This window comes from Flavobacterium sp. NRK1, assembly GCF_024054175.1.
GTDB lineage: Bacteria > Bacteroidota > Bacteroidia > Flavobacteriales > Flavobacteriaceae > Flavobacterium.
Genome location: NZ_JAMXLA010000001.1, coordinates 1,670,346 through 1,694,638, shown reverse-complemented (window position 1 = coordinate 1,694,638; position 24,293 = coordinate 1,670,346). Strand labels below are relative to the sequence as shown.

The 24,293-nt window shown below is 38.6% G+C and carries 14 protein-coding genes; 12 read left to right on the top strand and 2 right to left on the bottom strand.

The genetic code is table 11. From position 1 onward, the window contains the following. Window positions 1–20: 20 nt before the first annotated feature. Window positions 21–740, bottom strand: coding sequence for an NUDIX domain-containing protein (locus NHE85_RS07730; protein WP_252813286.1), 720 nt, complete (start codon window positions 738–740; stop codon window positions 21–23). Between the two features lie 245 nt (window positions 741–985). Here NHE85_RS07730 and NHE85_RS07725 point away from each other — a divergent pair, with 245 nt between their 5' ends. The 11 genes from NHE85_RS07725 (at window position 986) to NHE85_RS07675 (ending at window position 22,474) form a co-directional block, all read left to right on the top strand. Beyond that, window positions 986–2,512: an FGGY-family carbohydrate kinase gene (locus tag NHE85_RS07725; protein WP_252811323.1), complete on the top strand. Its 1,527-nt coding sequence runs from the start codon at window positions 986–988 to the stop codon at window positions 2,510–2,512. Further along, a complete protein-coding gene (gene xylA, locus NHE85_RS07720; RefSeq protein WP_252811321.1) occupies window positions 2,481–3,806 on the top strand; it encodes a xylose isomerase in 1,326 nt (441 codons plus the stop codon). Before NHE85_RS07725 ends, xylA begins: the two co-directional genes overlap by 32 nt. A gap of 46 nt (window positions 3,807–3,852) precedes the next feature. Next, window positions 3,853–6,960: a TonB-dependent receptor gene (locus NHE85_RS07715; RefSeq protein ID WP_252811319.1), complete on the top strand. Its 3,108-nt coding sequence runs from the start codon at window positions 3,853–3,855 to the stop codon at window positions 6,958–6,960. An 11-nt stretch (window positions 6,961–6,971) separates the two neighbouring features. Then, entirely contained in the window at window positions 6,972–8,564 is a 1,593-nt protein-coding gene (locus tag NHE85_RS07710) for a RagB/SusD family nutrient uptake outer membrane protein (protein ID WP_252811318.1), read from the top strand. Between the two features lie 28 nt (window positions 8,565–8,592). Next, window positions 8,593–9,441 carry a hypothetical protein gene (locus NHE85_RS07705; RefSeq protein ID WP_252811316.1) on the top strand — a complete coding sequence of 283 codons (849 nt, stop codon included), beginning with the start codon at window positions 8,593–8,595 and terminating at the stop codon, window positions 9,439–9,441. Between the two features lie 62 nt (window positions 9,442–9,503). Next, window positions 9,504–11,978 carry a glycoside hydrolase family 2 TIM barrel-domain containing protein gene (locus tag NHE85_RS07700; RefSeq protein ID WP_252811314.1) on the top strand — a complete coding sequence of 825 codons (2,475 nt, stop codon included), beginning with the start codon at window positions 9,504–9,506 and terminating at the stop codon, window positions 11,976–11,978. Window positions 11,979–12,009: 31 nt separating this feature from the next. Beyond that, window positions 12,010–14,409, top strand: coding sequence for an alpha-xylosidase (locus NHE85_RS07695; protein WP_252811312.1), 2,400 nt, complete (start codon window positions 12,010–12,012; stop codon window positions 14,407–14,409). Window positions 14,410–14,502: 93 nt separating this feature from the next. Continuing rightward, entirely contained in the window at window positions 14,503–16,500 is a 1,998-nt protein-coding gene (locus NHE85_RS07690) for a glycoside hydrolase family 97 protein (RefSeq protein WP_252811310.1), read from the top strand. Window positions 16,501–16,503: 3 nt separating this feature from the next. Beyond that, window positions 16,504–18,669, top strand: a complete 2,166-nt coding sequence (locus NHE85_RS07685) for a glycoside hydrolase family 3 C-terminal domain-containing protein (RefSeq protein WP_252811308.1) — start codon at window positions 16,504–16,506, stop codon at window positions 18,667–18,669. Between the two features lie 14 nt (window positions 18,670–18,683). After that, on the top strand, window positions 18,684–20,921 hold the full coding sequence (locus NHE85_RS07680; protein WP_252811306.1) for a glycoside hydrolase family 3 C-terminal domain-containing protein: 2,238 nt from the start codon (window positions 18,684–18,686) through the stop codon (window positions 20,919–20,921). 83 nt (window positions 20,922–21,004) lie between these two features. Then, window positions 21,005–22,474 carry an alpha-L-fucosidase gene (locus NHE85_RS07675; RefSeq protein WP_252811304.1) on the top strand — a complete coding sequence of 490 codons (1,470 nt, stop codon included), beginning with the start codon at window positions 21,005–21,007 and terminating at the stop codon, window positions 22,472–22,474. 110 nt (window positions 22,475–22,584) lie between these two features. On the opposite strand, the gene NHE85_RS07670 is transcribed toward NHE85_RS07675, so the two are convergent. Then, window positions 22,585–23,457 (bottom strand): AraC family transcriptional regulator, encoded by an 873-nt coding sequence (locus tag NHE85_RS07670; RefSeq protein ID WP_252811302.1) that lies wholly within the window; start codon window positions 23,455–23,457, stop codon window positions 22,585–22,587. 186 nt (window positions 23,458–23,643) lie between these two features. Between NHE85_RS07670 and NHE85_RS07665 the strand changes: the two genes are divergently transcribed. Next, complete coding sequence (locus NHE85_RS07665; protein ID WP_252811300.1) at window positions 23,644–24,237, top strand: hypothetical protein; 594 nt, start codon at window positions 23,644–23,646, stop codon at window positions 24,235–24,237. The last annotated feature ends 56 nt before the right edge of the window (window positions 24,238–24,293 follow it).

The following is a 24,293-nucleotide window of genomic DNA, read 5'->3' as shown; positions in this document are numbered from 1 at the left end:
TAATCCGAAGTTCCTTTTATCTAAAATTCAAAATTGAATCCTTTTTTAGTAAGCTTTTCATAGATTTTGGGATCAAATTCATAAAGCTGAGCAGCACGGTGCGAAACATCTTTTTGTTTTTCATCAAGAGGCACAAGCAGTTTCATACGGAGTATTTTTCTTCTGAAATTAGATTTATCCATTTCCACACCCAAAATTTCTTCATAAAGCTGCATCAGCTCAAATAAAGTAAATTTTTCAGGCAGAAGGTTAAACCCAATAGGAGCCTGGCGCACGCGTGTTCTAAGATTAAGCAGGCTATAATTCAATATTTCGTTATGGTCGTAAATAAGATTAGGCACATCGGCAATTTTATACCATTTAGCATCAGATGCGGTAAAACCGGCTTTAATATTATAATCTTCTCTTTTTACAAGAGCATAGTAACCTATTGTAATAACACGCCCCAACGGGAAACGGTTTGGTTCACCAAATGCTTTGAGCTGTTCAAGGTAAATATTATCAAGTCCGGTCAGGTCTGCTAATAGTCGGTGAGCTGCATTATCTATGCTTTCATTTTCATGTATCCATCCTCCCGGAAGACCCCATTCTCCTTTGCGAATACCTTCGGCATGCTCAACGAGCAATACCTCAAGACTACCTTTATCAAAGCCAAAAACAACAGAGTCAATTGTGATGGCATTCATTACCGAACGTTCAGTTACTTTTCCGGATTCCTTATCTATAATTTTTTTTACCATCATTTTCAATTAAATCCCAACGAATATAGGCATTTTTTCAAAATAACCAACATCCCTTATTTTTTAAACATATGCTAACATACTAAGCCACAAATGGTAATAATTAATTTTTTCACTTAATATTTTGTTAATATGAAAATAATGTTTTATACTTGTGGTCAAATTAACCATAAGAAAAATCGTTGTAGTATATTAGCCGCTGAAATTTCTTAATAATTAATTTACAATAATAAAATAACTACCGTATGTACTTTTTAGGGATAGATTTAGGAAGCTCATCAATAAAATTTTCGGTTCTCGATGCCGAAAAAGGAAGTATTTTGGCTTCAGTCAGTGTCCCTGATTTTGAGATGGATATTATAGCTCCAAAATTTGGATGGGCAGAACAAGATCCTAACCTTTGGTGGCAATATGTTAAAACAGGGATAAGACAGCTTAATGCAAAACATAATATAGACCTTAAGCGTATAGCAGGCATAGGTATTGCGTATCAAATGCATGGTCTTGTGCTTACAGATGCACAACTAAACCCTGTTCGCCCGTCGATAATATGGTGTGACAGCCGTGCTGCAGAAACAGGCGATACTATTTATGATCTTATGGGTCATGAAAATGCCCAGAAAATAATTTTAGGCAGTCCGGGTAACTTTACGGCTTCTAAACTAAAATGGGTAAAAGATAATGAGCCTGAGGTTTTTGCAAAAGCAGCTTATTTTATGCTTCCAGGCGATTTTATAGCAGCAAAACTATCGGGCAAAGCCCAAACCAGTACTTCAGGACTATCTGAAGCAGCCTTATGGAATTTTTCAAAAGGACGACTTGCTACCGAAGTTTTAGACGCTATGGAACTACCGGAAAGCCTGGTTCCTGAAATTGTTGCCAATTTTGGCCATCAGGCAGATATAGATGCAACAGTAGCTTCGGAGCTTGGACTTAGCCCAAATGTAAAAATCACTTACCGTGCCGGTGATCAGCCTAATAATGCATTGTCTTTAAATGTACTTCGCCCGGGCGAAATAGCAACTACAGCAGGAACATCTGCAGTAGTATATGCGGTTAGCGATAATGACACTTATGATGCTAATAACCGCATAAACACTTTTTTACACGTAAATAACACCGAACAGGAAAAACGCAATGGCGTAATGCTTTGCATAAACGGTTCGGGCATATTATACCAATGGCTACGCAGAATAATGTCGATAGGAAGCAACGAGCTTGTATCTTACGAAAAACTAAATGCAGAAGCTGCTAAAGCACCTGTAGGAAGTGAAGGACTTCGTTTTTATCCTTTCGGTAATGGCGTTGAGCGCATTTTTAATAATAAGCAGGCAACATCGGGCATACAAAACCTCAATTTCAATATTCATCAATCTTCACACCTGGTGCGCTCTGCGTGTGAGGGTATTGTGTTTGCCATGAATTATGGTTTTGATGTAATGAAATCTGTAGGGGCATCGGGCGATGTAGTGCGCGCCGGTAAAGCCAACCTGTTTTTAAGCCCTGTCTTTAGGGAAATTTTCGCCAATACAACACAAACCACAGTAGAACTTTACAATACTGCCGGAGCAGATGGAGCCGCACGCGGCGCTGCCTATGGCTATGGATATTTTAATACGCTAAACGAAGCTTTTGAAAGCCTTACATGCATAGACCGCATTGAACCTAACGCGGCTTTGAGACAGCAATATGGGGAGATATATGAGCAATGGAAAAACACTATTAATATAATTCAACACAATGAGCACAGCAACAAATCAATCATTCTTTAGTACTATAGATAAGATACAATATGAAGGTAAGGAAAGTACAAATCCGCTGGCCTTTAAATGGTATGATGAAAACCGTGTGGTAGCAGGTAAAACGCTAAAAGACCACTTTAAATTTGCCATGGCATACTGGCATACACTAAACAATAAAGGAGGCGACCCGTTTGGTAGTCCTACCGAAACTTTTGGATGGGATAAACATGAAAATGTTATTGCAAGAGCGAAAGAAAAAATGGATGCAGGATTTGAGTTCATGTCTAAACTTGGCATACCTTATTACTGCTTTCATGATGTGGATATGGTAGATGAAGCTTCTACCCTTGCCGAGTTTGAAAAACGTGTGCAGGAAATGGTAGAGTATGCTAAAATTAAGCAACAGGAAACCGGCATTAAACTACTTTGGGGAACATCTAATCTTTTTAGCAACCCACGTTTTATGAATGGCGCTGCTACAAATCCAAATTTTGATGTACTTGCTTATGCAGGAGCACAGGTAAAAATTGCAATGGATGCAACTATTGCGCTTGGTGGAGAAAACTATGTATTCTGGGGCGGACGTGAAGGTTATATGAGCCTTTTAAATACCAATATGAAACGTGAAACAGAGCATTTAGGCCGTTTTTTAGCTACCTGCCGCGATTATGGAAGAAAACAGGGTTTTAAAGGCAACTTTTTACTTGAACCTAAGCCAATGGAACCTATGAAGCACCAATACGATTTTGATTCGGCTACATGTATCAACTTTATTAAAACATACGGATTACAAAATGACTTTAAGCTTAACATAGAAGTAAACCATGCTACGCTTGCAAGCCACACTTTTGAACATGAACTACAGGTTGCTGCAGATGCAGGAATGCTGGGCAGCATTGATGCTAACCGCGGCGATTATCAAAACGGATGGGATACAGACCAGTTCCCTATAGATGTTTATGAAGTTACACAGGCTATGCTTGTTTTCCTTGAAAACAGAGGAGTACAAGGTGGTGGAGTTAATTTTGATGCTAAAGTGCGTCGTAATTCAATAGACCTTGAAGATAAATTTATTGCCCACATATCGGGTATGGATGTATTTGCAAGAGGTCTTATAGCTGCCGACCATATTTTGCAAAACACCGATTATAAAAAATTACGCAATGAGCGTTATGCATCATTTGATGGTGGTAATGGAGCTAAGTTTGAAAAGGGAGAGCTTACCCTGGAAACACTGAGTGAAATTGCTCGTCAAAGTGGAGAACCCCTACCGGTAAGCGGAAGACAAGAACTGTTTGAACAAATAGTTGCCAATGCTTACTAGGAGAAACAAAAACTAAAACAACAATAACCAAACACTCTAATTAATTATGAAAAGTAAAATTTGTATTCCGCACAGGATGGTTACCTTTTGCTTATCATTTCTGTTTACACTTGCTTTTACAACCGTATTTGCGCAACAAAGTATGGTTAAAGGTAAAGTAACTGCTGCCGATGACGGCATGGGTTTACCGGGAGTAAGTGTAATAGAAAAAGGTACAACGAACAGTGCATCGACAGATTTGGATGGTAATTTCCAGATTGCAGTAAGCCCAAATGCTACATTAGTTTTTAGCTACATAGGTTTTGCTGCGCAGGAAGTAGCCGTTAACAATCAAACAACAATTTCTGTATCGCTTAAGTCAGAAGCTTCTGAACTTGAAGAGATCGTAGTGGTGGGTTACGGAACCCAGAAAAGAAAGGTTTCCAGTGCTGCTACAACAGTAGTTAGCGGTAAAGACCTTCAGCAAACAAACAGTATAGATGCTACCAGTGCTTTGCAGGGCCAGTCATCAGGGGTTTCTATCACTTCAACTTCCGGCCAGCCGGGTGCAGGTATGGTAGTAAATATTCGTGGTGCAGGTACAACAGGCAACAGTACCCCGCTTTATGTTGTAGATGGTGTTATTGTAGATAACGGTATTGGTTATCTTGACCCTTCTATAATAGAAAGGATGGATATATTAAAAGATGCTGCTGCTGCATCTATATATGGTGCACGTGCTGCAAACGGTGTTATTTTGGTAACTACTAAAAGAGGTACGGAAGGTAAAATGAACGTGTCACTTAACAGCTATACCGGTTTTCAGGAAGTTTATAAAAAACTGGATCTGCTAAATGCCAAAGAATATGCTACTATTATGAATGAAGCCCGTGTAAATTCCGGCATGACACCGCTTTATACCCAGCAGCAAATTAATGATATGAAAAACCATGACTGGCAGGACGATCTTTTTAAAGATGGTGCCCTGAAACAAAATCATTCATTGCTAATTTCGGGCGGCGATAAGAAAGCTACCTATAATACAGGGCTTTCTTACTATGGTCAGGAAGGACTTATAGGCAGCAGCACTGGTCAGTCACAATATGACCGTATCAGTTTTACAATGAACAGTACATATAAATTAAGAGATTATTTAAGATTTGGAGAAAACTTTACTTATTCAAACGTTAAGAGCAAGGGTATTGCAGATGACGGTATTTACAACAATTCAATAAGGGGCTTTATAAATACTCCTCCTAATTACCCTACTTATAATGATGATGGTACTTATGGTTCATCAAATATAAGTGCCGACATTACAAACCCTGTAGGATTATTATACTACAATAACTTTAATGAGAGTAAAACTAACCGCTACGTAGGCAACATATTTACTGAAGTAGATTTAGTAAAAGGTCTTACTTTCAGAACATCGTTTGGTATTGACGTAAGCGATAATGCTTACCGTTCATTCCTTCCTGTTTACCAGCTGTCATCTGTATCTTATAATACTATTTCATCGGTAACGCAGGGCAATACCAATAATTTTTCATGGACGTGGGATAATACTATTCAGTATAAAGCCAGTTTTGGAAAACATAATTTAGACCTTCTTGCAGGTACATCTGCACGCGAGCGTATTTCTGAATTTTCGAGCGGAACAGGTAAAAACCTGATATTTGATGATTTTAAACATGCTTACCTAAGCAATACTACTGACAAAACTTTAAACACTGTTACAGGTGGTAAATCACCTTACAACATTGCTTCACTTTTTGGCAGATTATTATATGACTATGATAATAAATATATTATTACAGCTACAATAAGACGGGACGGATCTTCAGAATTTGGACCAAACAACAAATACGCTGTTTTCCCATCATTCTCAGGAGCATGGAATATAGATCGCGAAAACTTTTATTCTCAGGATGCTAAAGTGCTTAACAAAATGAAAGTGCGTGGTAGCTGGGGACAAAATGGTAATGACCAGTTTGCCAGATCATTTGCATATATGTCTACAATCAGCTCTTACGACAAAAATTACCATTTTGGTACAGGCGATAACGAAGTTCCACTTCAAACCGGAGCCAGTCCTGATTATTTAAGTAATCCTAACCTGAAATGGGAAACATCTGAACAATTAAACGTTGGTTTTGATGCTACTTTATTTACAGACTTTAACCTTACTTTTGATTACTATAACAAAAAAACAAAAGACTGGTTAGTACAATCTATAGCTCCTGAATATGCAGGTGCATTTGCTCCTTATATTAATGGTGGCGACGTTACCAATAAAGGTTTTGAAATTGCTTTAGGCTACACTAAAAGTTTTGGAGATGACTGGAGATTATCTGTAAATGCTAACTTCTCTCACAACAAAAATGAGGTTACACGTATTGCCAACGCAAATGGAATTATTAACGGTGAAACAAACTTACTTTTCCAGGGACTTGATGAAATGAACCGTGTACAGGAAGGACAGCCTATTGGATTCTTCTACGGACTTCAGACAGCTGGTGTTTTCCAAAACCAGGCTGAAATAGAGGCTTATGCCAAAGACGGCAGTCCTATACAGCCATCTGCACAGCCGGGAGACGTTAAATTTGTAGACCGTAATAATGATGGTGTTATAAATGCCGATGATAAAACCAATATTGGCGACCCTAACCCTGACTACTACTATGGCTTTAACTTTCAGTTAAACTATAAAGCATTCGATCTTTCTGTATATACATACGGTGCAGGTGGTAACCAGATAGCTTATGGTGTTCGCGATTATTCAAGACCGTTCTATAACTATACTACAGATGTATTTAGCCGCTGGACCGGAGAAGGAACTTCTAACTCAACACCAAGGGTTACTTATGGTACAACAGATAATGGTAATTATACTAAATTCTCTGACCTTTATATAAAAGACGGTGATTTCTTCAGGATTAAAACCGTTACATTAGGGTGCGACCTTGCTAAACTTAGCAACAGTATTGGTGAGAATTTTAGCCAGTTAAGACTATATTTTTCGGCAAATAACCTGTTTACCTTCACTAAATATCCGGGTATGGACCCAGAGGTTGGTTTTGGTAACGTAAATCAAAGCTGGGCAAGAGGTATAGATGTAGGTTTTTATCCTCAGCCAAGAACATATATGATAGGACTTAGTGCTAATTTCTAAAAGCTTGAAAAATGAAAAAGTATATTAAATTATTAAGTTTATCTTCATTGCTTGTACTAGCAGCATGTTCTGAAGATTTTATAACTAACGAACCTTTTACTGATAAGGTAGAAGAAAATTTCTATAAAACACCAAAAGATGCTTTGCAGGGCCTTGTAGCGGTATATGACGTGCTGCAGCGAGAAGGCTATGGTGGTTTCCTGCTTAATACTGAAACAGCATCTGATAACTGCTACGGTGGCTTTGGTACTGCCGACAGTAACGTAGCATTAGAACTGGATCGTTTTCAGTTTGTAACTGATAAAGAAATGAACGACCCTATATGGGAAACATGCTATATAGGTATTTACAGGGCGAACATTTTACTTGAGCACCTTGATAATATTGAATGGGGAGCAGATACTGCACTTAAAACAAGATATGAAGCGGAAGCACGTTTTTTAAGGGCGCATTTCCATTTTGAGCTTGCCCGTGTATTTGGCGATATTGTTCCTTTAGACCATACCGTTAAATCTGATGAGTTCCAGCTTCCAAGACAGAGCGCAGAAGTAACCTATGCGCTTATTGCTGAAGATTTTAAATTTGCAGCCGAAAACTTGGGTCCTGAAAACTACTCTCAGCCTTCCAATGCAAATTACGGACGCGTTACTAAATGGGCTGCCGAAGCCTACCTTGCCAAAGCCTTTTTGTTTTACACCGATTATTATGAAAAACCGGATCTTGCAGGGGTAGTAACCAAAGCAGAAGCGGTTAATTATATTAATGATGTAGTAAATAATAGCGGCCATAACCTTGTTGAAGATTTCAGAGGCCTTTGGTTAGCTTCTGCCGCTTCTGCAAACGTTCCGTATGAAGGTGAAGGCAATAATGAAATGGTATTTGCTATACGATTTAACGGTTCGGGCAATACAGACTGGAATCTTCATGAAGGTAACCGTTTTGCTGTGAATATTGCCGTAAGGGGCGCTTCGCCTGCCGAAGCTCCTTTTGCACAGGGATGGGGAGGTGCTACTGTAACACCTGTTTTATATAATGCTTATGAAGATGGCGACATCCGTAGAGATGCAACTATTTTAAACTATGCCGTAGATGCACCTACATTTGATGCTGAAGCAGCAGGTGTGCGCCAGTACACCGGTTATTCGTGGAAAAAATTCTGCCCTATAACTGATGAAGCGGGCCAGAACCTTGTGTCTAAAAATGGTGGCGATTTCCAGATTGACAATTATGAAGACTACCCTGTAATACGTTTTTCTGATGTATTGCTTATGGCGGCAGAGCTTAATCTTGATACTAATACCAGTTTTGCACAGGCATGTATTGACAGGGTGCGTGCACGTGCATTTGGCGACGACACACATAGTGTGCCTGTTACAAAAGCAAGTATTATGGAAGAAAACAGACTTGAATTTGCCCTTGAAGGCCACCGTTGGTTTGATCTTATAAGACAAGATATGGCTACAACAAAAGCTGCAGTAGATGCTTCAAGTATGCCGGGTGGTTTTGAAACAAGTTTCAGAACAGAAACGCTTGGCTGGTTTGCACTGCCACAATCGCAGATAATAATATCTAACGGAACTATTGAGCAAAACCCCGGATGGTAATTTACTAACAATATAAAAACAGATGATTATGAAAAATGTTGTTAAACTGCTTGCAGCCTTTATGGCTATAGGAACTTTAGTTTCCTGCGAGCCTCAGGAAGACCGCGACAGCCTTCCTGCCCTATCACTAAAACCTTCTGATATTAATATCAATGTAACCTCTAATGGCAATATGGTTACAATGACAAACGCTACAGAAGATATTATACCTTACTGGAGTTATGTAGATGCAAACGGCAATGACCTTGGGCACTCTAACAAAAATGAGAATCAGGTAACTTTCCCTTTTGCAGGAACATATACTGTAAACTTCACTGCCTTTACAAGAGGCGGAAGAGTTGATGCCGCACCGGTAGAGGTAAACATTGAACAAAATGACGATTCATACTTTAGCTCTCCTGAATGGCAGATGCTTACAAACGGTGTAGAAGGAAAAACATGGGTACTGGACATGTCGGGCCCGATAGGATGGGCAGGATTTGACTTTCCATACAATGAAAGCGGAGCAGATTACTGGAACTGGTTTCCTGATTATGCCGGAAATGAATGGGTTATGGAAAATAAAAACTGGGGAGAAATGACTTTTGACCTTAATGGCGGCTACAATACCAGCGTTACCCAAACAGCCCTTACTACAAACAGCCAGACCACGAAAGCAGGAACTTACAGTTATGATGTAGCAAACCACACTTTGCTTTTTAACAGTGGTGTAGAAATGCTTCACGGCGGCGATTATTATCAGGATGTTAGCAACTGGTCTAAAGTTAATGTTGTTGAAATTACTGATACGTCACTTCGACTTTCTGTAGTTCGTGATCAGGACAGAGCAGGACAAAGCCCTTGCCAGATCGTTTATCATTTCAAGCCTAAAGAATAAAGCTTAATGCCGGTAAGTGAATCCAAAAACGCTTACCGGCTTTTTTTCCAAAAAAAACAGCCATGAATAAAATTCACATTTTAAAAACATTTGTTGTAACCGGCCTGCTGACTATTGCAGCCTGCAGCAGCAGTGATACCAAAGAACAAAACAACCGTAAAGTGGCTTTTAATAAAGGCTGGCAATTTCATTTAAACGATGCCGTAAAAGATAAAGATACCCTAAACGCTACTACACAATGGCGCACATTGAACCTGCCCCATGACTGGAGTATAGAAGGCAAATTTGATGAAAACAGCCCTGCCGGAATAGGCGGCGGAGCACTAACGGGAGGCCTTGGCTGGTATAAAAAAACATTTAGTGTAGCCCCGGCAGACAGTACAAAAATTACATCTATAGTATTTGATGGTGTTTATAATAACAGCGAGGTATGGATAAACGGACATTACCTTGGAAAACGCCCTAACGGATATATTAGTTTTGAATATAACCTTACCCCATACTTAAACTATGGTGATACCAAAAATGAGGTACTGGTAAAGGTAAATAATGCACAACAACCTAATTCACGCTGGTATTCCGGATCGGGAATTTACAGAAATGTATGGTTGCAAACTACAAATAAACTTCATGTAGGGACCTATGGTACCTACATTACAACACCTCAGGTTTCGGCAGAAAAAGCAACTGTTGCTTTTGAAACTTCAATTAATAACAATAATGCTGAACCTAAAGAAGCTACCGTTACTACTACTATTTTTAAAGGTGATAGTGAGGTAACATCGGTAAGCCAGGAAATTTCTATTCCGGCAAATGCCGAAAAAAAAATAAAACAGGAAACCAATGTAAACAAACCGGTACTATGGAATGTAGAATCGCCGGAACTTTACACCGCTATAACCGAAGTGAAAGTAGATGGCAATGTTGTTGACTTCTACTCTACTCCATTCGGGATACGTTCTTTTAAATTTGACGTTGACAAAGGTTTTCTCTTAAACGGAAAACAGGTTAAAATTAAAGGCGTTTGCCTTCATCACGATCTTGGACCTTTAGGTACAGCTATAAATACCCGCGCAATAGAGCGTCAGTTGGAAATATTAAAGGAAATGGGAGTTAATGGTATTCGTACCTCACACAATCCTCCTGCACCTGAACTTTTAGACCTTTGCGACAAAATGGGCTTTATTGTAATGGATGAGGCTTTTGATATGTGGAAACAGCAAAAGAACAAATATGATTATAGCAATAACTGGGATGAATGGCATAAAAAAGATCTGGAAGACCAGATATTGAGAGACCGTAACCACCCTAGCGTATTTATGTGGAGCATAGGCAATGAAATACCCGAACAATGGGATGAACGTGGTGCAAAAATAGGCAAAGAACTTGCTTCTATTGTAAAGACTCTAGACACTACACGACCAATAACTGCTGCAATGAACCCCCCAATTGTTGTAAATGGTGATGTTAATATTCAGTTTGAAGAAACAGCTGCTAAACCAAATGCTTTAGCAGGATCTGGTGCGTTGGATATTATTGGTTACAATTATGCTCATGAAACCTATACTCAACATAAAAAAAACTTCCCGGGCATACCTTTCATTGCTACCGAAACTACTTCGGCACTGGCAACAAGAGGTTACTATGATGCCAAGTCTGACACTATAAAACTATGGCCAAAAAGATGGGACATACCTTTTAATGAAGGAAATCCCGGCAATACAGTTTCTGCTTATGACCAGGTACAGGCACCTTGGGGTTCTACACACGAAGCAACCTGGAAAGTAATTAAAAAACACGATTATCTTTCGGGTATGTATATCTGGACAGGCTTTGACTATATTGGCGAACCTACGCCTTACCAATGGCCATCTATCAGTTCTTATTTTGGTATAGTAGATCTTGCAGGTTTCCCTAAAGATATATACTATATGTATCAGAGCGAGTGGACAAATAAAGATGTACTACATATTTTTCCGCACTGGAACTGGAAAGAAGGACAAAACGTAGATGTTTGGACATACTATAATAATGCCGATGAAGTAGAACTTTACCTTAACGGAAAATCATTAGGCAAACGCAGTAAACAAGGTGATGACCTACATGTAATGTGGCGCGTGCCTTATACTGCAGGAACACTTAAAGCAGTATCGCGTAAAAATGGCAAAACAGTACTGGAAAAAGAAGTTAAAACTGCCGGTGCTCCTGCAGCATTTAAATTAACAGCCGATCATAGCACTATTAAAGCCGATGGTAATGACCTTAGCTTTATAACCGTTGACATTACTGATGATAAAGGCGTTTTTGCAGCAACAGCAAATAACGAAATAAACTTTAGCATAAAAGGCAATGGAAAAATTGTAGGTGTATGCAGTGGTGACCCTGTGAGCCATGAGCCTTATAAAGCCAGCAAACATACCGCACTTAACGGAAAATGTCTTGTAATTGTACAATCAGGCGAAAAAGCAGGAACTATAGAACTTACTGCAAGCGCTAATGGCCTTAAAAGTGAATCTATAAAAATTACAGCCGAATAAACATCCAAAAAATACAACAACATCTATTAAAATGAAAAGATCAACTATCGCAGCGGTAACACTTAGTCTGGCATTAGGCCTGGCCTTTGCCCAAAAAGCCACTGCTCAGATACAGAATATCGATGTACTTAATGCACCGGTAGATGTTAGCAAAGATTTTGAAAACTACGCTAACACTTTTTACTTTGCCGACGAACTGGCTAGTTTTGACCCAGCAACCGGTAAAGGAACGGTAAAATATACACGTTATAATTATAAAACAAGGCAGGCATTTAACAATATGCTGGTAAAGCCAGACTCTATAGCAGCAAATGAGTTTCCTGCTACAGAATATGAGGCTTCACCTATACAGCCTTTTGCAATACAATTTGTATCGGATAGGACTGTACGTATAAAAATGGCTTCTGGGCCTCAGTTCCATCAGCCAACAGAATCGCTTATGTTGGTAAACGGCACTGCACCAAACCATCCTGAAAGCTGGAAATATAGCAAAACGAGTACAGGCCACAAATATACAAGCAAGTATGGTTCTGTTGAAATAATAGCAAAACCCTGGCATGTAAAAATATATGATGCAAGCGGCAAGCTGCTTACAAGTACACTTCATAACAGCGATTTTGCAAGTACTTATACGCCTGTACTACCTTTCAGTTATGTGCGCCGTAATAGTGATTATTCTCGCAGTATGGCTCCTGTATTTAGCCTTGAACCGGACGAAAAAATATTTGGCTGTGGTGAATCGTTTACACAATTCAACAAACGCGGGCAAAAAGTTGTACTATGGACAGATGATGCCAATGGCGTTCAGAATGAAACCATGTACAAGCCTATTCCTTTTTACATGAGCAGCCGTGGTTATGGTGTATTTATGCATACCTCATCGCCTATTACGGTTGACTTTGGTAAATATTGGGCCGGAGCTAACAAAATGATGATTGGCGATGATGAAGCCGACCTGTTTATATTTATTGGTGAACCGAAAGACATTCTGGATCAATATACAGATCTTACCGGAAAAGCAACAATGCCGCCTCTTTGGTCATTTGGTTTCTGGATGAGCCGTATAACTTACTTCTCTGAAAAAGAAGGCCGTGAAGTTGCTAAAAACCTTCGTAAATATAAAATACCAAGTGATGTTATTCATTTTGACACAGGTTGGTTTGATGTAGATTGGAGAAACAACTACGAGTTTGCTTCTAAACGTTTTGATGATGCATCTAAAATGATGGCAGACATGAAAAAAGACGGTTTTAATGTATGCCTGTGGCAACTACCGTACTTTACGCCAAAAAACACACTTTTTAATGAAATTGTAGATAATAACCTTGCAGTAAAAGACCGTAAAGGCAACCTGCCTTATGAAGATGCAGTACTTGACTTTACAAATCCGGAAACCGTAAAATGGTATCAGGGTAAACTTAAACATTTATTTGACCAGGGTGTGGCTGTATTTAAAGTTGACTTTGGTGAAGCTGCTCCTGCAGATGGCATTTACAGCAATGGCAGAACAGGTTTTTATGAGCATAACTTATACCCTTTACGTTATAATAAAGCAGTTGCCGAAGTTACCAAACGCGAAAAAGGATATACACTTATATGGGCACGTAGTACATGGGCTGGCAGCCAGCGTTACCCGTTACATTGGGGTGGAGATGCTGCTACTACAAATAGCGCTATGAGCGCTACACTTAGAGGCGGATTATCTCTTGGTCTTTCAGGATTTAGTTTCTGGAGCCATGATGTTGGAGGTTTCGTGACTAAATCGCCTGAAAATCTATACAAAAGATGGACTCCTTTTGGAATGCTAACATCACACGTGCGCAGCCACGGAGAACCACCTACAGAGCCTTGGTTGTACAGCGAAGATTTTCTTAACTCATTCCGTAAGGCAGATAATATGCGTTATGAGCTGATGCCATATATTTATGCTCAGGCTAAAGACTGTTCTGAAAGAGGTTTACCTATGATGCGTGCTATGTTTGTAGAGTTTCCGAATGATCCGGGATCATGGCTTATAGATAATCAATACATGTTCGGTTCGGATATGTTGGTAGCGCCTTTATTTGAAGAAGTAACGGAAAGAGATGTTTATCTGCCGGAAGGCACCTGGATAGACTACCAGACTAAAAAAGTATATCAGGGCGGATGGCATAAAATTAAAGCAGGTGATATTCCTATTATAGCATTAGTAAAAAATGGTACAGTACTGCCTCATATAAAACTTGCACAATCTACAAAAGATATGGATTGGACCAGACTTACCTTAAAAGTATATGCTGCTGAAGGTACCAATACGGCTACAGGTAAAATATATCTGCCGGATGGAGATAAAGCGCAAACCGTTACTGCTACCAAATCCGGCAGCAGCTTTGAAGTGGGTCAGAATCCGCTAAACGGTAAGACAACATTTAAAACGGAGTGGATAAAATAAATTTTGTTATTTGGGTTAGTTCTTTAATATCCCGGGAACTGTTTTGACTTCCGGTTCCCGGGTTTTTAAAGCTAATTACAATTATATAGTATTATGACAATTAAACAATTTATACTGCCTGCATTATTACTTTCGGCAATTGCCACAAATGCACAGAGCAAAAAGAATGCTTACGAGCTTGCCTCTCCCGGAGGAAAAAACACTATTAATTTTGCATTGGTAAACAATGTACCTACCTATGCCGTTAAGCATGGTAAAAATGATGTTATAACAGCATCGGCAATGGGTTTTATACTTACTAATGAAGACCTAAGCAAAAACCTTGAAATTGCCAATGTAAAAAAATTATCCCATGATGATACCTGGACTCAGGTATGGGGTGAAAAGAAAAACATTCGTAACCATTATAACGAGTTGGTAGTTGAACTTAAAAACAAGGAAACAAAGCATAAATTAAATATAGAATTTCGTGCTTTTGATGACGGTATAGCATTTCGTTATGTGTTTCCTGAACAAGGCATTAAAGACAGTATTTTTGTAAAAGATGAAGTTACTGCCTTTAACCTTAAAGAAGACGGAAATGCATGGTGGATACCTGCTTACCAGGAAAACCGCTATGAGTACCTGTTTACAAAATCTCCGGTAAGCACACTTAATAAAGTACATACCCCGCTTACCATTGAAAACAAAAATAATGTAATAAGCTTTCACGAAGCCAATTTGACAGACTGGCCAAGTATGGTAATAGAGCATACTACAGGGTCTAAACTTAAATCAGATCTTGTACCATGGTCAGACGGTATAAAAGCGCGTTATAAAGGTGGTTTTACATCATCTTGGAGAACACTTCAAATTGGTGAAAAACCAGGCGATCTTATAGAATCTTACCTTATACTTAATCTTAACGAGCCTAATAAACTTAAAGAATCAGCTTATGGACACCCTTTTAAATACTTCGGTATATGGTGGGGAATGCACATTGGTAAATACAGTTTTTGGGAAGGTGAAAAGCAGGGCGCAACTACAGTGCATGCAAAAGAATATATAGACTTTACTGCTAAAGAAGGTTTTCACCACCTACTTATTGAAGGATGGAACAAAGGATGGACACCTGCATGGTATGAAAACAAAATGCACATGTTTAGTTTTACAAAAAGTGCAGATAACTTTGATTTGGAAGAAGTTGTTAAATATGGAGACAAAAAAGATGTACATCTTATAGGCTACCATGAAACAGGTTCTAATATTATAAACTATCTTAAAGAGATAGATGCAGGTTTTGCTTTGTATAAAAAACTGGGCATTCGTGATATAAAAATTGGTCAGGTGGGTTCTAAATTAAATATGAAAGAATGGCATCATGGTCAGTTTGGAGTACGATATTACCGTTATGTACTTGAAAAAGCTGCAGAATATGGCCTTGCAGTAAACTTTCATGAACCTATAAAAGATACAGGAGAACGCCGTACTTACCCTAACATGATGGCGCGCGAAGGCGCACGTGGTATGGAATATAATGCATGGAGCGAGGGTAACCCGCCAAGTTATGAAACGATATTGCCTTTTACGCGTATGCTTGCAGGGCCAATGGATTTTACTCCGGGTGTTATAGATGTAGAAGTAACACAAGGATATCCGGGTAAACGTGTACATACCACCGCTGCTAAACAGCTTGCTTTATATGTTACACTTTATTCACCAATACAAATGCTTGCCGATCTTCCTGAAAACTATGAAGGACAGCCGGAAATGCAGTTTCTTAAAGATGTACCTACAGACTGGGAAGATACTAAAGTATTAAACGGAGAAATAGGCCAATATATAACAACGGTACGTAAAGACCGTAACAGTGCAGACTGGTATTTAGGAAGCCTTACGAATGAAGATGCACGTGAGCTTGAAGTATCCTTATCGTTTCTGGATCCTAAAGTCAAATATGAGGCACAGATATATGCCGATGCTCCGGGAACAGACGAAACACACAATCCGGGTGAAGTGGCGGTAAGTAAAAAAACAGTTACTGCCAAAGATAAACTTGCTATAAAACTACCTGTTTCAGGGGGTACTGCTGTTAGATTCAAAAAATTATAAACTATGAAACAGTATGCAGTTTACATATTTTTTTTAGTAACAGCAACACTTTCAGCACAGCAAAAAGCATATAAATATCCTTTTCAGAATCCTGATCTGGATACCGAAAAACGTATAGACAATTTATTGTCGCTAATGACTCTGGATGAAAAAATACAGGCATTAAGTACAGATCCTTCGGTACCCCGTCTTGTGGTAAAAGGTGCAGGACATGTTGAAGGACTGCATGGACTTGCACTTGGCGGACCCGGTCATTGGGAAGGTAAAGGTAAAGAGCCTATAACTACCACAACGTTTCCTCAGGCCTATGGCCTGGGTGAAACATGGGATACCGAATTATTGCAGAAAGTTGCCAATGTTGAAGGTATAGAAACACGCTATGCTTTTCAGAAATACAATCGCGGAGGGTTAGTAGTACGTGCTCCCAATGCTGATTTAGCCCGTGACCCCCGGTGGGGGCGCACTGAAGAAAGCTATGGTGAAGATGCTTTTTTTAATGGTACTATGACGGTAGCTTTTGTAAAAGGGCTTCAGGGCAACAACCCTAAATACTGGCAAACAGCATCGTTAATGAAACACTTTTTAGCCAATAGCAACGAAGATGGACGTACCTATACATCATCTGATTTTGACGAAAGGCTTTGGCGTGAATACTATTCCCTTCCTTTTATGATGGGTGTAACCGAAGGAGGTTCCCGTGCTTATATGGCTGCCTACAATAAAGTAAATGGTATTCCGGCAATGGTACATCCTATGCTGAAAGATATTACGGTAAAAGAATGGGGACAGAATGGTATTATTTGTACCGATGGTGGTGCTTTTGGACTATTACTGTCTGACCATAAATATTATAAAGACAAATATCTTGGAGCAGCGGCAACAATAAAAGCAGGTATAAACCAGTTTCTTGATGATTTTATTGACGGTGTTTACGGTGCTGTAGCAAATGGATATCTTAAAGAAAAAGACATAGACGAAGTGTTGCGCGGCAATTATCGTGTAATGATTAAACTGGGAATGCTGGATGCTACAAACAACAATCCTTATGCAGCTATTGGTACCGATAAAAATGCCATAGACCCCTGGACCACTGAAGCACATAAAAAACTTGCTCTTGAAGCAACACAAAAATCTATTGTGTTACTTAAAAATGATCCGGCGAAACAATTATTGCCTATCAACAAAGCAAAGGTGAAGCGCATTGCAGTTATTGGTCCCAGAGCTGATGAAGTTTTACTGGACTGGTATAGCGGAACTCCGCCTTATACTATTACGCCTATGGCGGGCATTAAGGCTAAAGCAGGTGAAAATATTAAAATAACATACGCTGTTAATAACTCCGATGGTAAAGCTGTAAAGATTGCTAAAGAAGCTGATATTGCAATAGTAATTGCAGGCAACCACCCGTGGTGTGATGCAGGCTGGGCAGATTGCCCGTTACCAAGCAATGGAAAGGAAGCTGTAGACAGGCAATCGCTTACACTGGAATATGAAGATTTAATTAAAGTTGTACATCAGGCTAATCCCAATACAATTGTTGTATTAATGAGTAGTTTTCCTTATGCTATTAACTGGACGCAGGAACACGTTCCTGCAATTGTACACATGACACATAATAGTCAGGAAACAGGTAATGCACTTGCCGATGTGCTTTTTGGAGATTATAATCCGGCAGGGAGATTAACCCAGACATGGGTTAGCGATATTGCCGATTTGCCACCATTATTAGATTATAACATTCGTAACGGGCGTACATATATGTACTTTAAAGGTAAACCGCTTTATGCCTTTGGTTACGGATTAAGCTATACTACCTTTACTTATAAAGGAATTGACGTAGAAAAAGAATCTATTAAAAAAGGAGAAGCAATTACTGTAAATGTAACCGTTACCAATACCGGAAACCGCGATGGCGAAGAGGTAGTACAGCTATATATAAAACATACAGACTCTAAAGTTGAAAGACCCGTTAAAGAACTTAAAGCCTTTAAACGTGTAATGCTTAAAGCAGGCGAAACAAAGACAATTCCACTTACTTTACGTGCAAAAGACCTTGAATACTGGAACACGAAAAATCAGCGTTTTGAACTTGAAAAAGAGAGTATAGAATTACAGGCAGGTGGCGCATCAGACGCTATTACTGTTACAAGAACAATCAGAACCCAATAAACATCTATATTATTATGAAAAATAAAATGTTATGCCTTTCAGCCGCACTTGTGCTGGTAATGGTATCATGTAAAAAAGAAACAGAAACTGCAGATGCAGGCGAAGTAGCTGCTACTTATGAGGCTACCCCTATAAGCGACGAATATGACGCTCAGATAGATTCTATAGTTGGGCAAATGACCCTTGAAGAAAAAATAGGCCTGTTGCATGGCTACAGTATGTTTACCAATAAAGGTGTAGAACGTCTTGGTGTTCCTGAAGTTCACATGGCAGATGGGCCGCTTGGGGTTCGTGAAGAAATATCGCGTAACAGCTGGGCACCTGCGGGCAATACCGACGATTTTGCTACCTACTACCCTGCCGGTGGCGGACTTTCTGCTACATGGAATCCTGAAATGGCATATACTTTTGGTAAAAGCATAGGTGAAGAAGCACGTGCACGTGACAAAGACGTTTTACTTGCTCCTGCATTCAATATTATCCGTACGCCGCTTGGAGGTCGTACGTACGAGTACATGACTGAAGATCCTTTCTTAAATAAAACACTTGTTGTTCCTTATGTAACAGGTGTTCAGCAAAATGATGTGGCGGTGTGTGTAAAGCACTATGCTGCAAATAACCAGGAAACTAACCGTGGTACTGTAGATGTACAGATGGATGAGCGTACATTACGCGAAATTTACCTTCCGGCTTTTCACGATGCTATTGTAAAAGGACAAGCATATAGTGTAATGGGTGCTTACAATAAATTCCGCGGTGATTATCTTTGCGAAAATCCATATATGCTTCAAAGTATCTTAAGAGATGAGTGGGGTTTTAAAGGTGTTGTAATCTCTGACTGGGCTGCTGTACACAGCACTAAAAAAGCCCTTGAAGCAGGAACAGACCTGGAAATGGGTACACCTGCCGCTTCTTTTGATGATCATTTTTTTGCTAATCCACTTATCAAAGCAGTAAAAGAAGGTTCTGTTACTGAAACAGAAGTTGACAAGCATGCAAAAAGAATACTAAAACTGCTTTACAATGTTAAAGCAATGGGTAAAAAAGACAGCCGTGCAAAAGGAAGCATTGCTACAGAGGCACATTATAAAGATGCATACAACATCGCTTCTGAGTCGGTTGTACTTCTTAAAAACTCAGAAAACCTTTTACCATTAAATGCTTCTGCCTTAAAAAGCGTTGCAATTATTGGTGCTAACGCAACACAAAAACACGCTCAGGGTGGTTTTGGTGCAGGTGTAAAAACCAAACATGAGGTTACTCCGCTCGATGCTTTAAAAGCGAAACTGCCTAAATCAGTTGCTATTAATTATGCCGAGGGGTACAAAACGTTGTTCAAACCAAAAAAAGAAATGAAATTTGGCGACGTAACTCAGGAAGCCAAAGAAACTGTAAACGAGCTTGACTCTAAAATGGTTGCAGATGCTGTAGCCGCCGCTAAAAAGTCTGATGTAGCAATATTGTTTGTAGGCGCAAACCGTGATTATGAAACAGAAGCCAGCGACCGTGCAGACCTTATATTACCTTTCGGACAGGAAAAACTTATTGCTGCTGTTAAAGCTGCCAATCCAAAAACTATAGTAGTTTTTATTGCAGGGGCACCTTATGATATTAATAATGTAGCAGCACAAAACTCTGCAATAGTGTGGGGATGGTATAATGGTTCTGAAGCAGGTAATGCTATAGTAGATGTGTTATTGGGCAACGTAAACCCATCAGGTAAACTGCCTTGGACAATGCCTAAGAAAATACAAGATTCTCCTGCACATGCAACAAATAGTTTCCCTGGCGGGGCAACCGAAGAGTATAAAGAAGGTATACTTGTAGGCTACCGTTGGTTTGACACTAAAAACATAGTACCGTTATATCCATTCGGTTACGGTTTATCATATACAACATTTGAATTTGCTAATGCAAAAACAGATAAGAAAGAATATACCGAAAATGAAACCATTACTGTTACCCTTGATGTTAAGAACACAGGTAAAGCAGATGGTAAAGAAGTAGTACAGTTATATTCTTCTATAGGAAATTCTAAAGTAGAACGTGCTGCAAAAGAACTTAAAGGCTTTACTAAAGTTATGGTAAAAGCTGGCAGTACTCAAAAAGCAACCCTTACCCTTCCGGTTAAAGAACTTGCTTATTATGATGCAGCTTCTAAAAAATGGACAGTTGAGCCGGGTACTTATACATTTAAATTAGGTAACTCTTCCAGAGATAGCAAACAAGAAGTTACTGTTACAATAAAATAATTATTCTGCCACGAATTACATCAATTTCACAAATCTGAGAATTTGTACGAAAATGTAATTCGTGGCTTTTTATTAAAGCATAAATGAAAAAGATAATAGTAGCAGTATTAGCAGCAAGCTGTTTTACAGCACATACCCAAACTAAAGATGCGTCTTATGAGCCAAACTGGGAATCGCTTGGCAAATATGATGAAACTGCAGAATGGTTTAAAGATGCTAAGTTTGGTATTTATGCGCATTGGGGTGTACTATCTGTTCCTGCTTATGCAAATGACTGGTATCCGCGTAATATGCATATAGAAGGTACTGATGAATATAAACACCATGTTTCTCTTTACGGTGAACCTTCTAAATTTGGCTATCATGATTTTGTACCTATGTTTCATGCTGAATATTTTAATGCCGACGATTGGGCCGAGCTATTTAAAAAAGCAGGTGCAAAATTTGCCGGAGTAGTTGCCGAACATCATGATGGCTGGAGCAACTGGAACAGTAAAATAAATCCGTGGAACAGTATGGCTATGGGGCCACACCGCGATTTGGTTGGTGAACTTGAAAAAGCCATTCATGGCAGAGGAATGAAACTGGTAACATCTTTTCATAAAGACCGTAACCTGCAGATAAATAAGAACAACCCCGACAAATGGCTGGATGATATTTCCTATTTCCCATACAATCCTAAAATGCCAACATCATCGGAAGATCCTTTATTAGCACAGATGTATGGTAATATATCTGCTGAAAAATTTTATCAGAACTGGCTTGGAGAACTTAAAGAATTAATAGACAATTACTCTCCTGATCTTATTTATTTTGATAGTAAAATGAGTAAAATTCCTGATGAGTATAAAAAAGATTTTGTAGCCTATTATTTCAACAATTCCGTAAAAGATAATAAGCAGGTTGTTATAACCCATAAAGAAGGCGAATTACCAAAATCTGTAAGCGTAGAAGATTTTGAAAAAGGCCGCCAAAATGCCATTACTAAAGATTTTTGGCTTACCGATGAAACCGTTTCAGTGGGCAGTTGGAGTTACACCAATAATCTCGGGTTAAAATCGGCAGATGAGATTATAGATTTGCTAGCTGATATTGTAAGCAAAAACGGAGCGTTAATGCTTAATGTGTCGCCAATGGCAAATGGTATTATACCACAAAACCAACAAGAAGTTTTACTTACTATTGGCAAGTGGCTGGAAGTAAATGGTGAAGCCATTTACGGCTCACGTACCTGGGAAGTATTTGGCGAAGGCCCTACAAAACAGGAAAAATCAGGTATGTTTCTGGATAAGCTAACTTATACACCACAGGATATAAGATATACCCGTAAAGGTAATATTGTATATGCCATAGTATTAGGCTGGCCCGGAGAAAATGTACCCATAACACTTACTGCCCTAAACCTATCAAAAACACATAAGGCTGCAAAAGTGTCTGTTTTAGGCAGTAATGAAAAAATAGCTTTTACTCAGAATGCAATAGGCCTTCATGTAAAAACACCATCAACAAAAGTTGATGATAAAGCTTTTGTTATTAAAATAGAACTAAAGTAAATTTACATTACAATAAAAGCTCCATCACTTTCTATAATTATTCAGAAGTGGTGGAGTTTCTGTTTTATACCATCCAAACTCCATCTTTAATTAGGTATGAAGTAATATAATTACTGCACTACTGCTTTTAGCTCATTGCGGTAATGTGATGCGCTTTTACCTGTAAACTCTTTAAAAGACTTATTAAAGTGGCTAAAATTATTAAATCCACTTTCATAACATACATCTGCAATACTTATTTGTTTTTCGGTAAGCAGCTTACATGCATGAACAATCCGATACTCATTTACAAAGCGTGTAAATGTTTTATTGGTTACCTTTTTAAAATAACGGCAAAACGATGGTACTGTCATACTTGCCATATTAGCCATATCTTCAAGTTCTATTGGCTCTCTAAAATTATCTTTTACATAGTTAAATACCATATTAATTCTGTCATTATCCTGTAATTGGGTTTCCAGAGCAAACCCTTCTGCGTTTAATATTTTATAATCTTTAGAATGTTCCAATTCATTTAAAATATTTATAATAGCAAGTAATCGCTGCAATGGCGGCTGACCTTCCATACTTTCAATCTTTTCCCCAATTACTTTTTTAGTTTCTTCCCCAAAGGCTATACCTGCTTTAGCCCTTTCAAAAAGCTGAAGTATATTTTTAATTTCAGGTAAAGACATAAAAGTTTCACCTAAAAAGCCGGGCTTCATTTGTATTACGGTTTCATTCTTATTTCCGGTATGGTCATCAGTAAAACCACAATGGGGTAAATTACTACCTATTAGTATAAGATCACCATCGGTATAATAAGAGATATGACTGCCTATTTGCCGCTTACCCGTTCCTCCGTTTACAAACACAAGCTCAATTTCAGGATGATAATGCCAAACATGAGCTTTTATATTAGCATTTTGTACATATTTAGAATAATAAAACGAACTACCAAAAGCAGGCTCAATTGCCTCATAAGTTGCCATTAAATTTTTCATGTTTCATCAGCTTTAGCAGTACAAATTTACAGATATTTCGCCAATATTTACATTAAAATAACCTATAACGTTTTCGAAAGGTTAATATAGCATATAAATTAGAAAATATAGGTGCGCATACTATTATACAACAGGATTAATTTAGCATCATAGAATTTTTGTTAAACCAAAGTAAAAATTAATAGTATGAAAAATGTAGTAAAATTAGGTTTAGCCTTTGCAGTGTTTTTAACTGCATTTGGAGTAAGAGCAAATGATACAGACTTTTCTGTAAGCGTAAGAAGCGGTCTTGGAAAATTAATCAATTTTTCAATTAACAATACAAGAGCACATGTATCTATATATGGAAAAGACGGAGAAGTTCTTTTTGAAGAAAACATTAAAGCTAAAGATGGTAAAATAAGCAGGACGTATGACCTGAATGCTTTTCCAGCAGGCAATTATTACCTTGAAGCAGAAAATGGAGCTAAAGTAGCGCGTTATGAAATAAAAATTGACGAAAAATCAGCTTCAGTTTCAGAGAAAGCTATTGCTCAGGTTTTAAAACCTGTACTAACAACTAAAGATGGCTTAGTTACTGTTAACATTAAAGATGTAGACAAAACTCCGGTTGAAATAAAATTATACGACGAAAATAACGTTGAATTATACAGCGAAACATTTACAGGTGAAGACGACATTGCTAAGCGTTTTGATACAAACAGAATTCAGGCAGATCAATTCACTTTTGTAATGAAATATAATAACAGAATGTTTGTTGAAACTATTGCTGCAAAGTAATAGTTATAAGGTTAGGTTTGGTTATAAAAAAAGGCATCCGTTGCGGGATGCCTTTC

Excerpts from the sequence above, each read along its gene's own strand:
- NHE85_RS07730 (WP_252813286.1), bottom strand. The coding sequence starts at position 740 with ATGGTAAAAAAAATTATAGATAAGGAATCCGGAAAAGTAACTGAACGT.
- NHE85_RS07725 (WP_252811323.1), top strand. The coding sequence starts at position 986 with ATGTACTTTTTAGGGATAGATTTAGGAAGCTCATCAATAAAATTTTCG.
- xylA (WP_252811321.1), top strand. The coding sequence starts at position 2,481 with ATGAGCACAGCAACAAATCAATCATTCTTTAGTACTATAGATAAGATA.
- NHE85_RS07715 (WP_252811319.1), top strand. The coding sequence starts at position 3,853 with ATGAAAAGTAAAATTTGTATTCCGCACAGGATGGTTACCTTTTGCTTA.
- NHE85_RS07710 (WP_252811318.1), top strand. The coding sequence starts at position 6,972 with ATGAAAAAGTATATTAAATTATTAAGTTTATCTTCATTGCTTGTACTA.
- NHE85_RS07705 (WP_252811316.1), top strand. The coding sequence starts at position 8,593 with ATGAAAAATGTTGTTAAACTGCTTGCAGCCTTTATGGCTATAGGAACT.
- NHE85_RS07700 (WP_252811314.1), top strand. The coding sequence starts at position 9,504 with ATGAATAAAATTCACATTTTAAAAACATTTGTTGTAACCGGCCTGCTG.
- NHE85_RS07695 (WP_252811312.1), top strand. The coding sequence starts at position 12,010 with ATGAAAAGATCAACTATCGCAGCGGTAACACTTAGTCTGGCATTAGGC.
- NHE85_RS07690 (WP_252811310.1), top strand. The coding sequence starts at position 14,503 with ATGACAATTAAACAATTTATACTGCCTGCATTATTACTTTCGGCAATT.
- NHE85_RS07685 (WP_252811308.1), top strand. The coding sequence starts at position 16,504 with ATGAAACAGTATGCAGTTTACATATTTTTTTTAGTAACAGCAACACTT.
- NHE85_RS07680 (WP_252811306.1), top strand. The coding sequence starts at position 18,684 with ATGAAAAATAAAATGTTATGCCTTTCAGCCGCACTTGTGCTGGTAATG.
- NHE85_RS07675 (WP_252811304.1), top strand. The coding sequence starts at position 21,005 with ATGAAAAAGATAATAGTAGCAGTATTAGCAGCAAGCTGTTTTACAGCA.
- NHE85_RS07670 (WP_252811302.1), bottom strand. The coding sequence starts at position 23,457 with ATGAAAAATTTAATGGCAACTTATGAGGCAATTGAGCCTGCTTTTGGT.
- NHE85_RS07665 (WP_252811300.1), top strand. The coding sequence starts at position 23,644 with ATGAAAAATGTAGTAAAATTAGGTTTAGCCTTTGCAGTGTTTTTAACT.